This window comes from Rathayibacter sp. AC182 (genome assembly GCF_979253875.1).
Genome location: NZ_CEEDEK010000005.1, coordinates 1067155 through 1080455, shown reverse-complemented (window position 1 = coordinate 1080455; position 13301 = coordinate 1067155). Strand labels below are relative to the sequence as shown.

The window sequence follows — 13301 nt, the reverse complement described above, 5'->3', positions numbered from 1 at the left end:
GATGCGGCCGCGATGTCCGCACCATCCTGACCCCCTGACCGGGGCCACGGTGGGTCGTGGAGGAATCTAGCCCCGGACGGGGGGTCCAACCTGCGAGAGCCCTGGTGGAGTGCTGATCGGACACGTGGAGAAGTCCCCGGGATCCTGCGCCGACGACGTCCGGAACCGCTCCTGAGCGCCGTTGCCGCCCCGCGGCGCAGACGTGCGCGGCGAGCGCCGACGTCGCCGCTCCGCTCCGCTCCACGCAAGAAAGCGCGCGCACGCGGCCCTACGCTCGGGTCGGGTCGCATCCGACCCGTTCCACCGAGGATTCGAAGCGTGAGGAGGATCACCATGTCGCAGTTCGTGCAGAGCACAGTCGTCGCGAGAGCCGGAGGTCCTCGAGGACCGCGTCGAGTCCTCCTCCGCCTGGCTCGACCTCAAGGCCGCGGTCGGCGACCTGCAGCCTCTGCAGACGTCCGACGGCTCCCTCGCCGACCCGGCGATGCTGCTCGAGGCGCGCACCGCGCTCGAGCGGATCGTCGCCGCCGTCCGCGCCCTGGCCCCGCGCTTCCCGCACGACGCCGCGTACCTCGACGCGCTCGTCGTCGACCTGGAGCGGTGGAGCGCCGACGGGCTCGGCGTCCCCGACTTCCTCGACTCGCTGCAGGCCTTCCAGCCGCAGCTCGACCGGATCGACGGGCTGCGCCACGCCGTCGTCTTCCCGATGCTCACCCAGAACGGCAGCCGCGACCGGCACGTCGAGGCCGTGCTGGTCGAGGTGGTCTGGCCGCGCTTCGTCGCCGAGCTCGAGGCGGGCGAGTACTCGAACGCGCTCTTCGTGCCGGTCCGCTTCGTCGACTTCACCGCCGGCTACGACACCGACAGCGCGGTGCTCTTCCCCGAGACCGTGGCGATGCGCGCGATCCCGACCTTCACCTGGGGAGCGATCTTCGCCGACCGCGAGGCCGCCCGCTTCCGCCGCGTCGTGAGCAGCGCCGCCGAGGTCACGCGCCTCGACCTGCCCGAGGACGCACGCCGCCTGATCGCCCATCAGCACCTCGCGGAGGAGGCCTTCGTGATGTGGGACCTCATCCACGACCGCACGCACATGCGCGGCGACCTGCCCTTCGACCCCTTCATGATCAAGCAGCGCATGCCCTTCTTCCTCTACTCGCTCGAGGAGCTGCGCTGCGATCTGACGGCGTTCCGCGAATCGGTCGCGATCGAGCGCCGTCTCGCCGCGGCCGAGCACCGCGACGAGGACGAGGAGCGCCTGTCCGGGCGAGCGCGCTCGGTGCAGTACGCGATCCTGTTCGACCGCCTCTTCCGCTTCCCGCTCACCGGCTCGCGCGTGCGCAACTACGACGGTCTGGGCGGCCAGCTGCTGTTCGCCTGGCTGCACCGGCACGGGGTGCTGCACTGGACGGACACGCGCCTCGCCTTCGAGTGGGACGGCGTCGCCGACGTGGTCGTCGCCCTGTCGGACGCGATCGACGACCTGTACTGGCGCTCGATCGACCGCCCGAAGACCGCGCACTGGCTGGCCGCGCACGCCCTGATCGCGTCGGTGCTCACTCCGCATCCCGCGTCGGCCTGGGCCCGCGGACTGCCTGACGAGGTGCTGCTCGGGCCGCCCCGCGGCCTCACCGACGCGGTGCTGGACGACGAGTTCCCGCTGTCGATGTTCTACGAGGCCCTCGAAGAAGAAGATGCGCGACGTGATCGCGTCGACGAAGGGGATCACGGGGCGCGACTGAGCCGGCGGCGGGGGCGGGCGACTGCGGATCCGCCTCCGCCGCGGCCCGGTCGCGTACCGTGGACGTCATGTCCCGGGTGCCGACGCCGCCGCCGCCGCCGATCCCTTCGACGCCGGCTGGACGAGGGCGACCCCCACGCGGCCGCAGTACATCCGCGACGCCGTCGCCGCCGGGATCCTCCCTGCTCGCGACCGTGATCTCGGTGCTGCTGTACACCTCGGCCGGGTTCCCGCCGCGGCGCACCCCGTCGTGAGCGCCCACTGGGCCGTCGCGCTGACCCTGCCGCTGGCGCTGCGGCGGATGTACCCGGCCACCGTCGCGATCGTCCTCGCGGTGGTCTACACGCTCGGTCTCGTGCTCCAGGTGCCGGAGTCGCTCTTCAACCAGATCTGCCTGTTCCTCGCGATCTACACGGTCGGCGCGTGGAGCCGCGACCGCCCGTACCGCCCTCGCAGTGCGCCTGGTGATCGCGATCGCCATGCTCGGATGGCTGGTGACCTCCCTGATCACGGGCGAGTGGCTCGACCGGGCGCTGCCCGCCACCGAGTCCGTCGGACCGCTCTCGCCCTACGTCGCCGAATCGGCGCTGGTCCTGCTGGTCAACCTGCTCTACTTCGGCAGCGCCTTCGTCTTCGGTGAGGCGTCGTGGCAGTCGGCGCGCCGGCTCGAGGCGCTCGAGGCGCGCACAGCCGAGCTGGACGACGAGCGCGAGCGCTCCTCGCGCCAGGCGGTCACCTCGGAGCGCCTGCGCATCGCCCGCGAGCTGCACGACGTCGTGGCGCACCACGTCAGCGTCATGGGGGTGCAGGCGGGAGCAGCGCGCCGCGTCCTCGCCCGCGACCCCGAGAAGGCCGCGCGCTCGCTCAGCGCGATCGAGAGCGACGCCCGCTCGGCGATCGACGAGCTGCACCGGATCCTCGTCGCACTCCGCGCCGAGGAGTCGCCGCGGCCGAGCCCCTCGACACCGTCCCGACCGACTCCGCCTCCACCCGCGGCGTCGCGCAGCTCGAGGAGCTCGTCGGCGCCTCCGCCGGCTCGGGGCTCCCGACGGCGTTCCGCACGATCGGCTTCCCGCGCGAGATCCCCGCGACGGTGGGCCTCAGCCTCTACCGCATCGCGCAGGAGTCGCTCACGAACGTCCGCAAGCACGCGGGCCCCGGCGCACGGGCCGAGCTGCGCCTGCGCTACCTGCCCGACGCGGTCGAGCTCGAGGTCGCCGACGACGGCGGGACGGGTCCGCACCCGACCGCACCCGCCTCCTGCGGCCTGGGGCAGACCGGCATGCGCGAGCGCGCCGCGGCCGTGGGCGGGCGGATCGAGATGGGCCGGCGCGGAGAGGGCTACCTCGTGCACGTGCACGTCCCGCTGGCGCCGGTGGTCGGCCCGCAGCCGCTCCCGGACCCGGTAGCGTCGACCGGGGCGTCGCGGGGGCGCCTCGACGCAGCGAGCGGGGGCCGCGCATGACCGACGACATCCGCGTCCTCCTGGTGGACGACCAGGAGCTGGTGCGCGCGGGGTTCCGCATCATCCTGGAGTCCGAGCCGGGCATCGTCATCGTGGGCGAGGCCCGGACCGGCTCCGAGGCGATCGCGCGGGCGACCGAACTGTGCCCCGACGTGATCTGCATGGACGTGCAGATGCCGGGCATGGACGGGCTCGCCGCGACCCGCGAGATCGTGAAGGACCCGCGGCTGTGCTCGAGCGTCCTGATCCTGGCGACCTTCGACCGCGACGACTACCTCTTCGACGCGCTGTCGGCCGGAGCGAGCGGCTTCCTGCTCAAGAACGCCTCGCCCGAGGACCTGGTCGACGCCGTGCAGGTCGTGGCCCGCGGCGACGCGATGCTCGCCCCGGACGTCACCCGCCGTGTGATCGAGCGCTTCGCCGCGGACCCCGCCCGGAGCCCCCGGGAGCACCCGGGCGTCGCCGAGCTCACCGATCGCGAGCGCGAGGTGCTGGTGTACCTCGCGCGGGGCTGGTCGAACGCCGAGATCGCCGCCCAGCTGTTCGTGGGCGAGGCCACGGTGAAGACCCACGTGTCGAAGATCCTGATGAAGCTGCGGGTGCGGGACCGGATCCAGGCGGTCGTGTTCGCCTACGAGCACGGGATCGCGGTGCCCGAGGCGGTCCTGACCTCGTCGGCGCCCGGCGGGGGATCGCGGAGAGCGCGTCAGCGGCGGGCGATCGGAGCCGAACCGCGCGGAGGCGTGCGGCGCACGAACTCCATGCGGATGTCCGGGACGATCTTCCGGTCGAGCACCACGGTCATGTAGCGGCCGTCCACGCGGGCGCCGATGGCGACCACGTCGGGATCGGTGTCGACGCGGTAGCCGCGCAGGGCCTCTCCGTCGACCACGACCGGCACGCCTCGCACGACGTCCTCGTCGCGCAGCGCCGCGGCGACCACGGGCATGCCGCCCCGACGGCTGCGGACGCGGCCGGGGAACGTGTTGCGGAGCACATCGCCCATGTGGGCGGCGAGGCGCGACTCCAGCGGCCTGCTGCGCTCGGCGGGGATCGGCACCGAGGTGCGCACGGCCTCCCACAGAACGGGGTACCGCATCCGCGTGACCTGGTCGACCATCCACGGCGGCAGGTGGTCGTTCTCGGCCCGGTCGATCGCCCGCTTCTGCTCCGGAGTGAGCGGGACGTGGTTCACAGGATCGGCGCGATTGCGCGGATTCTTGAAGAACGAGTACGACAGGGAGATCTCGACGAACCGCCCGAGCGCCATGGTCTGAGCCGCCGCGAACTCCTCGAGTCGGGGCTGCGGGGCGAACGCGAGGACCGGGTCGCCGAAGCGCGCCGCGATCTCGTCCACCCGGGAGGGGCCGGCATATCGCGGACCGCCCCCGATGTGTCCATGCGCATAGGACAAGAGTGGCCGTTCGCTCAGCCGATACCAACTTCTTGACGGAGATCGGCTCGTCGCTCCCGGGCTGTTCCACATGCCGGAAACATGAGCACTCGCTGAACGCGCACCCGGAGGGACCCTCCGGCGACGGGCTGCGAGGATGAAGCCATGAGCTCTCTGCACGATCCGACGGTCCGCGGCTTCGCCTCCGACAACTACTCCGGGGTCCACGAGGAGGTGCTCGCCGCGATCGCCGCGGCCAACGGCGCGCACCAGGTCGCGTACGGCGAGGACGTCTACACCGAGCGCCTGCAGCACGCGTTCCGGCGCGAGTTCGGCGAGCAGGCGCAGGCGTTCCCGGTCTTCAACGGCACCGGCGCGAACGTCACCGGACTGCAGTCGATGCCGCGCGCGCTGGGGCGCCGTGATCTCGGCGGGCACCGCGCACATCAACTCCGACGAGGGCGGAGCGCCCGAGAAGGTCGCCGGGATCAAGATCCTCACGGTGACCTCCCCCGACGGCAAGCTCACTCCGGCGCTGGTGGACGAGCAGGCCTGGGGCTACGGCGACGAGCACCGCTCGCAGCCGCTGGTCGTCTCGATCACCCAGTCCACCGAGCTCGGCACGGTCTACACGCCCGAGGAGGTGCGCGCGCTCGCCGACCACGCTCACGCGCACGGCATGCGGCTGCACCTCGACGGCGCCCGGATCGCGAACGCGGCGGCGGCGCTCGAGAGTGCCGCTGCGCTCCTTCACGACCGATGCCGGCGTCGACGTGCTCTCGTTCGGCGGCACGAAGAACGGCATGCTGCTGGGCGAGGCGATCGTGGTGCTCGATCCCGAGGCGTCGAGCGGACTGCACTATCTGCGCAAGACCAACATGCAGCTGTCGTCGAAGATGCGCTTCCTCTCGGCGCAGCTGCTCGCGGATGCTCGGCGAGGACGGCGAGACGGAGCCGCTGTGGCTGCGCTCGGCGCGGAGCGCGAACGCCATGGCCGCGCGGCTGCGCTCCCGGCTCGAGGAGGCGGTGGCGGCGGGTCGCATCGAGGGCCTGGCCTTCACGCAGCCGACGCAGGCGAACGCGGTCTTCGCGACACTGCCGGCCGGAGTGGCCGACCGCCTGCGCGAGGTGTCGCGCTTCTACGACTGGAACCCGGCGACGGGCGAGGTGCGCTGGGTCTGCTCGTTCGACACCACCGAGGACGACATCGACGTGTTCACGGCGGCGATCGAGCGCGAGCTCTCCGGCGTGAGGGCGCGGCTCGTCGCGCTCGGGCTGATCGCGGGGCTCGCGCTCGCGGGATGCTCGGGGGCGCCGGCTCCGGAGGAGCGCTTCCGTCTGCGGCGTCCGCTTCCGCTTCGGCGTCGGCTTCGGCCTCCGCTTCCGCGGCGCCCGCCTCCGAGCTCGACTGCGACTCCCTGCTGCCGGTCTCGAGGGCGTCGGAGGCGCTGAGGCTCCCCGCGGATCGGCTCGAGGGCAGCCGGGACGGCGCGGTGCAGAGCTCCGCCGAGCTGATCCGCGCGGCCGCCGAGGAGAACGGCGGGCTGCTGACCTGCTCCTGGTTCGAGACGGACGGGCCCGCGTCGGTCGTCGCCTCGGCGGCCGAGGACGCGGCCGACGCGTTCGCCGCCCTCCCCGCCGGTCCCGCGCTGGCCGCGGGCGACTCCGCCTCCGGATCGTGCACCGACGGGAGCTGCACCGCCCAGGTGCTCGTCGGCTCGACCTGGGTCTCGCTCGCGCTGACCGGCGCACCGACGGCACTGGATCTCGCCGCGCTCGCCTCCGCGACGGCCGACTCCGCCTCCGGTCGGCTCGACGAGGTCGTCGCGGGCTCCGAGGCCGGTCTGCGCCGACCTGCTGACGACCGAGCAGCTGACGTCGCTCGCGGGACTCGCGCAGCCGACTCCGGGAGCCGGCACCGAGGGGGCGCCGATCACGACCGCCGGAGCCGCCGCCGCGGCCCGCGCGGGCTACACCTCGTGCACCTGGACGGATGCGGCCGACGCCGCCTACTCCGGGATCAGCGTCGACGCCCTCCCCTCGGGCGAGGAGGGCTGGCGCACTCTCCGCTCACCACGGGGCTGGCGATCCCGCTCTCGCCCGTGGACGGCCTCGGCGAGCGCGCGATCTCGGGCTGCTCGGCCGGCACCTGCGAGGTCGACGTGCTCGCGGACGACGTGTGGTGGCGGGTGCTCGTGACCGGGGACTCGGCGCGCGCGGACTCCGTGGCCCGGGCGGTCCTGGACTGACGTCCTCGCGAGATGCCACTCCGCTACGCCCCGGCCGGGGTGTCGCGTACCGGAGTGGCGTCTCGTGGCGGGGATCAGCCGGGGCCGGGCGAGCGGGTCAGGGGCGGCGCCAGTACTCGTACCAGGAGGACTGCTCGCAGCCCAGTGCCGCGTAGAGGCGACGGGCGCCGGAGTTGGACTCGAGGACCTGGATCCAGAGGCGCTCGATCCCGCGGTCCCGCGCCTGCCCGAGCAGGGAGCGGAGAACCGAGGAGGCGTGCCCCCGGCGGCGCGCATCGGGACGCGTGGCGACTCCGAACAGGCCGCACCACGCCTCGCCGTCGAGCGCGGTCGCGAAGGCGAGCCTGCCGCGCGGCGAGGCCCTCCTCATCGCGGAGGAGGGCGTAGGAGGAGTCGCAGCCCGCGAGGATCCGCCGCGCGACGTCGAGCTCGGCGTCGCCTCCCCGGCCGTCGACCGACCACCAGAGCCGCATCCACTCGTCGGACGGGTGCGCCTCGATCTCGGCGGGGCAGCAGCTCAGCGCGGCGAGCGCCTCCCGACGGTGCCCGTGAGGACGAGCGTGCGATCGTGCGGGGAGTAGCCGCGGGCGCTCAGGCGGTCGGCGAGGTCGGCGGGGAGGGTCGCGGGGCCGAGCTGCAGGAGCGGAGGGATGCCGTGCTCGCGGGCGAACGCCTCGGCGGCGTCGATCGCGCGCTCGGGGTCGGCGACGGGTCCGGAGGTGAGGACCGAGTTCGCGCGCTTCGTGACTCCCGAGGCGGCGCGCAGACGCCAGCCGTCGAGCGCGCGGCTCTCGAGCGGCGGCCAGGCGTCGGCGGCGAGGTGGTCGAGGAGGCGCGGGGTCCATGCGGTCGACGGTAGCGGGAGGGGCGGGAACGCCTCCTGCACGCGAACGCCTCCGGCACGGGGGACTGCTTCCGGCGCGTGGAAACACCTCCGGCCCGCGGGAACCGGTGATCCGGACGAGCCGGACCGGTTCCTGCGAGCCGGAGGTGCGGTGCAGGTGCGGGCACCTACATGTTGATCATGTGCCCCTTGAGGCCGTGGAAGCCCTCCTGCAGCGTCCTCCGACAGCGTCAGGTGGGTGTGCACGTTGCGCGCGAGCTCGGTCGCGGTGAGGTCCCACTTCTGCGCGAGCGTGAGCTCGGGGAGCAGCTCGGACACGTCCGGGCCGATCATGTGCGCGCCGAGGAGCTCGCCGTACTGCTTGCTCGCGATGAGCTTCACGAAGCCGGTCGGCTCGCCGAGGCCGTGCGCCTTGCCGTTCGCCATGAACGGGAAGGTCCGAAGACGGTGATCTCGTGGCCCTCGTCGGTCGCCTGCTTCTCGGTGAGGCCGAAGGAGGCGATCTGCGGCTGGCAGAACGTCGCGCGCGGCATCATGCGGTAGTCGCCCAGGGTCTGGGTCTCGGCGCCGGCCAGGGTCTCGGCGGCGACGACGCTGCGCCTCGGCCACGTGCGCGAGCTGCAGCTTCGCGGTCACGTCGCCGATGGCGTAGATGTTCGGGACGTTGGTGCGCATGTGGTCGTCGATCGCGATCGCTCCGCGCTCGGTCAGCTCGACGCCCGTGTTCTCCGGGCCGAAGCCCTCGACCCGGGGGACCCAGCCGATCGACATCATGACCTTGTCGACCTCGAGGGTCGACTGGGTGCCGTCCTTCGCGGTGTAGGTCACGGTGACGTAGCCGTCCTTGTCGACGACCGACTCGACCTTGGTCGAGGTCAGGATCTCGACGCCGAGCTTCTTGTACTGCTTCTGGATCTCCTTGGAGACGTCCGGGTCCTCGTTGGGGAGGGCACGGTCCATGAACTCGATGATCGTGACGTCGACGCCGTAGTTCTTCAGGACGTACGCGAACTCCATGCCGATCGCGCCGGCGCCCGCGATGGCCATCGTGTCGGGCAGGTCGCGCGCGTCATGATCTGGGTCTCGTAGGTGACGACGTTCTCCGAGAGCTCGACGCCGGGCAGGAGGCGGACGTACGCGCCGGTCGCGATGATCGCGTCGTCGAAGGTCAGCGACTCCGAGCCGCCCTTGGTGAGCTGCACGTCGAGGCCCTTCGGGCCGGTGAAGGCGCCGGTGCCGTCGAACTCGGTGATCTTGTTCTTCTTCATCAGGAAGTGGACGCCCTTGGTGCGGTCCGTCCGCGACCGTGCGGCTGCGGTCGAACGCCGCGCCGAAGTCGAAGGAGACGTCGCCCGAGATGCCGAACTGCTTGGCCTGCGAGTGGAAGATGTGGGCGAGCTCCGCGTTGCGCAGGAGCGCCTTGGACGGGATGCAGCCCACGTTGAGGCGGACGCCGCCCCAGTACTGCTTCTCGACGATCGCGACCGACTTGCCGAGCTGCGCCGCTCGGATCGCAGCCACGTACCCGCCGGGACCCGCCCCCAGGACGACGACGTCGAAGTGCTGGGCCATGGATGATCCTCCATCAGAGTCGTGAACGTTGCGCGCGGGGAACCACGCCGTCTCCGAGCGTACCGTTCCGAGCGCGCCCGACCCGGGGTCCTCCGAGGGCGAACGGTCCTGGTATGCCTTGCCCGGACCCCGTCGGCGGGAATGCGTGCTCGCCGTGCGGCGTTGTACCGCGCGGGCGATGGAGCCCCGGTCGAATCCGCCCCTCCCGGAAAGAAGCTCCCCGATGCCCCTCGCCACCGCGTCCGCACCGCCACCACCAGCGCGCCGATCCTCGACGTCCTCGCCGAGCGCTGGAGCCCGCGCTCGTTCGACACGACGGCCGCGATCTCAGGACGAGACCCTCGCCTCGCTGCTCGAGGCCGCACGCTGGTCCCCCTCCGCCAGCAACTCCCAGCCCTGGCGCTTCATCGTGGCCCGCCGCGGCACGCCGGAGTTCGACCGCGTGGCGAAGAACCTCGTCGGCTTCAACGCCGCCTGGGCCGGCTCGGCCGCGGCGCTCGTCGTCGCCCTCGCCGAGACCGTGGACACCGACGGGAAGCCGCGCCCCTGGGCCGTCTACGACCTCGGCCAGGCCGTCGCGCACCTGAGCATCCAGGCCCACCACGACGGGCTGCACGTGCACCAGATGGCCGGCTTCGAGAAGGACGGGCTCCGCGAAGTTCGCGATCGACGAGCGCTTCGACCCCGTGACCGTCGCCGCGATCGGCGTCGTCGGCGACCCGGAGTCGCTCGAGAACGACGTGCTGCGCGAGCGCGAGGTCGCCCCGCGCACCCGCCTCCCCCTCGAGGAGCTCGTGCTCGTCAGCGCGTAGTCGCCGCACTGCTCGGCCCGGTCCGCGGTTCTCCGCGGGCCGGGCACGTTCGTCCGGGGCGACGTCCGGGGCTGCGGCGAGGCGCTGGGGGCCGCTCTGCGGGCGCGGGAGGAGGAGCGGGCGGCGGGCGCTGCGGACGCGGGGCGTCACTCCGCTCGATCGCTCTGTTACTCCGCGTGTCATCGCGGAATCGGAGGGATGAGCCGCCGTCCGTACGATCGGGACGGTCCGCCCGCCCGCCCCGCCGCCCCGGAGCCCCATGTCCGACACGCCCTCCCGCACGAGCCTGGCCTTCGACGCCGATCTCGGTCAGTCGGCGTTCCCGGTGCGCTTCGACGGGGTCGGCCGCACGTTCTCGCCCGGAGCACCGGTGCTCGAGGGGGTCGACCTCGAGGTCGCGGCCGGAGAGGTCATCGCGATCCTCGGACCCAGCGGATGCGGCAAGTCGACGCTTCTGCGCATCGCGGCGGGCCTGGACACGGCATCGGCGGGCTCGGTGCTGATCGACGAGGCGCGGTGTCGGGCATCGACACCCGCTGCGCCGTCGCCTTCCAGGAGCCGCGACTGCTGCCGTGGCGCACGATCGCCGCCAGCGTGGCGCTCGGACTGCCCCGCGGCACCGCGCGCGCCGCGGCCCGGCGCCGTCGACGAACTGCTCTCGCTCGTCGGGCTGACGGCGCACGCCTCCTCGCGACCCCGCGAGGTGTCCGGGAGGATGGCGCAGCGCGCCTCGCTCGCCCGCGCGCTGGCGCGGAATCCCGGTGTGCTGCTGCTCGACGAGCCGTTCGGCGCACTGGACGCCCTCACCCGCATCCGGATGCAGGACCTCCTCCTGGACGTGCACGCCGCAGCACCCGCGACGATCCTGCTGGTCACCCACGACGTCGACGAGGCGCTGCAGCTGGCCGACCGCATCGTGCTGCTCGGCCGCGACGAGCCGGGAGAGCGTCTCGCGCATCCAGCAGGTCGTGACGGTCCCCGGCGCACGCCCGCGGGACCGCGGGTCGGCCGAGTTGGCGGAGCGCCGTGCCGAGCTGCTCGCCGGTCTCGGCATCGACCGGCGCTGAGCCCTCCCCGGGCTCGGATCCGCCCGGTCCTCCCCGTTCCTCCGTTCCCCTCCCCTCCCCGTCTCCCCCGCCCCACACTCGTTCCACCCCGGAACCGCACCGAAGCAGAGGCCACCATGTCGTTCACCACCACCGCGCTCACGCGCCGCACCGCCCTCGCCGGCCTGCTCACCGCCGCCGCCGTTCCCCTGCTCGCGGGCTGCGTGCAGGGCGAGAGCTCCGGCGGCGCCGCGGCCGCCACCGCCGATGCGGCCGAGGGCGCCGTCGCAGGGCGGCACGCTGACGCTCGACTTCGCCGCCTACAACCCGCTGAGCCTGGTGATCAAGGAGAAGGGCTGGCTCGAGACCCGCTCTCGCCGAGCAGCAGGTCGCGGTCGCCTGGGTGCGGTCGGCCGGGTCCAACAAGGCCAACGAGGCGCTGCGCGCCGGAGCGATCGACGTCGGCTCGACCGCCGGCTCCGCGGCCTGCTCGCCCGCTCCGGCGGCTCGACGCGATCAAGACGATCGACATCTTCTCGCAGCCGGAGTGGTCCGCGCTCGTCGTCCCCGCAGGCTCGGGAATCGCGAGCGTCGAGCAGCTCGCGGAGCAAGCAGATCGCCGCGACCAAGGGCACCGACCCCTACTTCTTCCTCGTGCAGGCGCTCGAGGAGGCCGGTCTCGGCATCGACGACGTCACCGTGCAGAACCTGCAGCACGCCGACGGCTGGGCCGCGCTGCAGAACGGCTCGGTGGACGCGTGGGCCGGGCTCGACCCGATCATGGCGGGCGCCGAGGCGGCCGGAGCGACCCTGCTCTACCGCAACGTCGACTTCAGCTCCTACGGCCTGCTCAACGCCACCGAGAGGCTTCCTCGCCGAGAAGCCGGACCTCGCGCAGACCGTCGTGAACGCCTACGAGCACGCCCGGGCCTGGGCGCTCGAAGAGCCAGGGAGGAGACCGCGAGGCATCCTCGCCTCCGTCGCCGGTCTCGACGTCGCGGTCGCCACCACGGTCGTCACCGAGCGCAGCAACCTCGACGTCGACAACGTGCCCGGCTCCGCGCAGACGGACGTGCTCGCGGTGATCGGCCCGATCTTCGTCGCGAACGGCGACGTCGCCTCGCAGGACCAGGTCGACGAGGCGCTCGACACGCTGCTCGACGACACCTACGCGAAGGCCGCCGACCCCGACGCGATCGGCTGAGCCGCTCCGTCCCCGATCCACCGCTCACGAGGAGACGACCATGGCGATCCGTGACGACCGGACGACCGACGTCGAGACGACCGACGCCGACCTGATCGGGCGCAGCACCGGGACGGTGCAGGCGCCGGGTGCGGTCGGCACCGCGGTCGTGGGGCCCGGCGTGGGGGCGTCGCAGAAGCGGCTCCGTGACGACTCCGCCGCGCACGCCCGTCCGCTGACGTCGAAGCGCTGGTTCGTCGTGGTCGGCGGGGCGGTCCTGCCGATCGTGCTGCTGCTCGCCTGGCAGATCGCGACCACCACGGGCCTCGTGTCGCTGTCGGTGTTCCCCTCGCCGGCGATGGTGTGGGCGGCGGGGCTGGATCTCGCCCAGCGCGGCGACCTCGGCCAGGACGTCGCGATCTCGACGCAGCGCGTGCTGATCGGCTTCGCGATCGGCTCGGCCCTCGGCCTCGTGATCGGGGCGCTCTTCGGGCTCTCGCGGGTCTGGGAGGTCGTGCTCGGCCCGACCCTCGGCGCGATCCGGGCGGTGCCCTGCGCTCGCGTGGGTGCCCCTGCTGCTGCTCTGGCTCGGCATCGGCGAGGAGTCGAAGATCACGCTGATCACGATCGGTGCGTTCTTCCCCGTGTTCACCACCGTCGCCACGGCTCTGGGCCACGTCGACCGCCACCTGGTCGAGGCGGGGCGCGCCTTCGGGCTGTCCGGCGTCCGGCTCTTCACCACCGTGCAGCTGCCGGCCGTCGTGCCCGCGGTCATCGCAGGGCTCCGGCTCGCCCTCGCCCGGTCGTGGCTGTTCCTCGTCGCGTCCGAGCTGATCGCCTCGTCGATGGGTCTGGGCTTCCGGCTCATCGACAGCCAGAACAACGGGCGGATCGACCGCGTGTTCCTCGCGATCATCCTGCTCGCGGTGCTCGGCAAGCTCACCGACGCCGTGGTGGGCGTGTTCCAGCGCTACGCCGTGGCGAAGTGGGCGTGAGCAC

6 protein-coding genes and 10 pseudogenes are annotated in these 13301 nt (G+C 72.8%); 11 read left to right on the top strand and 5 right to left on the bottom strand.

The genetic code is table 11. From position 1 onward, the window contains the following. Window positions 1-367 precede the first annotated feature (367 nt). From AC0CII_RS16645 to AC0CII_RS16625, 5 genes and pseudogenes are all read left to right on the top strand, one after another. A pseudogene (locus AC0CII_RS16645) lies at window positions 368-1739 on the top strand (DUF6421 family protein); the annotation flags it as partial. 21 nt (window positions 1740-1760) lie between these two features. Next, window positions 1761-2378, top strand: a complete 618-nt coding sequence (locus tag AC0CII_RS16640) for a DUF7134 domain-containing protein (protein WP_465230967.1) — start codon at window positions 1761-1763, stop codon at window positions 2376-2378. Between the two features lie 157 nt (window positions 2379-2535). Then, window positions 2536-2616 (top strand): annotated as a pseudogene (locus AC0CII_RS16635) (hypothetical protein); the annotation flags it as partial. A 215-nt stretch (window positions 2617-2831) separates the two neighbouring features. After that, window positions 2832-3203, top strand: a complete 372-nt coding sequence (locus AC0CII_RS16630) for a sensor histidine kinase (RefSeq protein WP_465230966.1) — start codon at window positions 2832-2834, stop codon at window positions 3201-3203. Further along, a pseudogene (locus tag AC0CII_RS16625) lies at window positions 3200-3853 on the top strand (response regulator); the annotation flags it as partial. The gene AC0CII_RS16630 and the pseudogene AC0CII_RS16625, both read left to right, overlap by 4 nt. Window positions 3854-3909: 56 nt before the next feature. Here AC0CII_RS16625 and AC0CII_RS16620 read toward each other — a convergent pair. Then, window positions 3910-4560, bottom strand: a complete 651-nt coding sequence (locus AC0CII_RS16620) for a hypothetical protein (protein ID WP_207403358.1) — start codon at window positions 4558-4560, stop codon at window positions 3910-3912. Between the two features lie 201 nt (window positions 4561-4761). Between AC0CII_RS16620 and AC0CII_RS16615 the strand changes: the two are divergent. After that, a pseudogene (locus AC0CII_RS16615) lies at window positions 4762-5838 on the top strand (threonine aldolase family protein); the annotation flags it as partial. A 251-nt stretch (window positions 5839-6089) separates the two neighbouring features. Continuing rightward, window positions 6090-6845: a hypothetical protein gene (locus AC0CII_RS16610; protein WP_465230080.1), complete on the top strand. Its 756-nt coding sequence runs from the start codon at window positions 6090-6092 to the stop codon at window positions 6843-6845. 97 nt (window positions 6846-6942) lie between these two features. Here the strand turns inward: AC0CII_RS16610 and AC0CII_RS16605 are convergent, their stop codons facing one another. The 3 genes and pseudogenes from AC0CII_RS16605 to lpdA form a co-directional block, all read right to left on the bottom strand. Next, window positions 6943-7215, bottom strand: a complete 273-nt coding sequence (locus tag AC0CII_RS16605) for a GNAT family N-acetyltransferase (RefSeq protein ID WP_465230079.1) — start codon at window positions 7213-7215, stop codon at window positions 6943-6945. 147 nt (window positions 7216-7362) lie between these two features. After that, window positions 7363-7668: pseudogene (locus tag AC0CII_RS16600) on the bottom strand (GNAT family N-acetyltransferase, cg3035/Rv0428c family); the annotation flags it as partial. A 188-nt stretch (window positions 7669-7856) separates the two neighbouring features. After that, window positions 7857-9261, bottom strand: a pseudogene (gene lpdA, locus AC0CII_RS16595) (dihydrolipoyl dehydrogenase). Between the two features lie 267 nt (window positions 9262-9528). Between lpdA and AC0CII_RS16590 the strand changes: the two are divergent. The 3 pseudogenes from AC0CII_RS16590 to AC0CII_RS16580 all read left to right on the top strand — a co-directional run bounded on the left by AC0CII_RS16590 (window position 9529) and on the right by AC0CII_RS16580 (window position 12323). After that, window positions 9529-10073, top strand: a pseudogene (locus tag AC0CII_RS16590) (nitroreductase family protein). A gap of 259 nt (window positions 10074-10332) precedes the next feature. Then, window positions 10333-10800 (top strand): annotated as a pseudogene (locus AC0CII_RS16585) (ATP-binding cassette domain-containing protein); the annotation flags it as partial. Between the two features lie 456 nt (window positions 10801-11256). Beyond that, a pseudogene (locus tag AC0CII_RS16580) lies at window positions 11257-12323 on the top strand (aliphatic sulfonate ABC transporter substrate-binding protein). A gap of 24 nt (window positions 12324-12347) precedes the next feature. On the opposite strand, the gene AC0CII_RS16575 reads toward AC0CII_RS16580, so the two are convergent. Beyond that, window positions 12348-12623 (bottom strand): hypothetical protein, encoded by a 276-nt coding sequence (locus AC0CII_RS16575; RefSeq protein ID WP_465231119.1) that lies wholly within the window; start codon window positions 12621-12623, stop codon window positions 12348-12350. Here AC0CII_RS16575 and AC0CII_RS16570 point away from each other — a divergent pair. Next, window positions 12538-13297: pseudogene (locus AC0CII_RS16570) on the top strand (ABC transporter permease). The gene AC0CII_RS16575 and the pseudogene AC0CII_RS16570 sit on opposite strands and share 86 nt — an antisense overlap. Window positions 13298-13301: the final 4 nt, after the last annotated feature.

Bases quoted from the DNA above. Each gene is read 5' to 3' on its own strand.
- AC0CII_RS16605 (WP_465230079.1), bottom strand. From the start codon at position 7,215: ATGAGGAGGGCCTCGCCGCGCGGCAGGCTCGCCTTCGCGACCGCGCTC.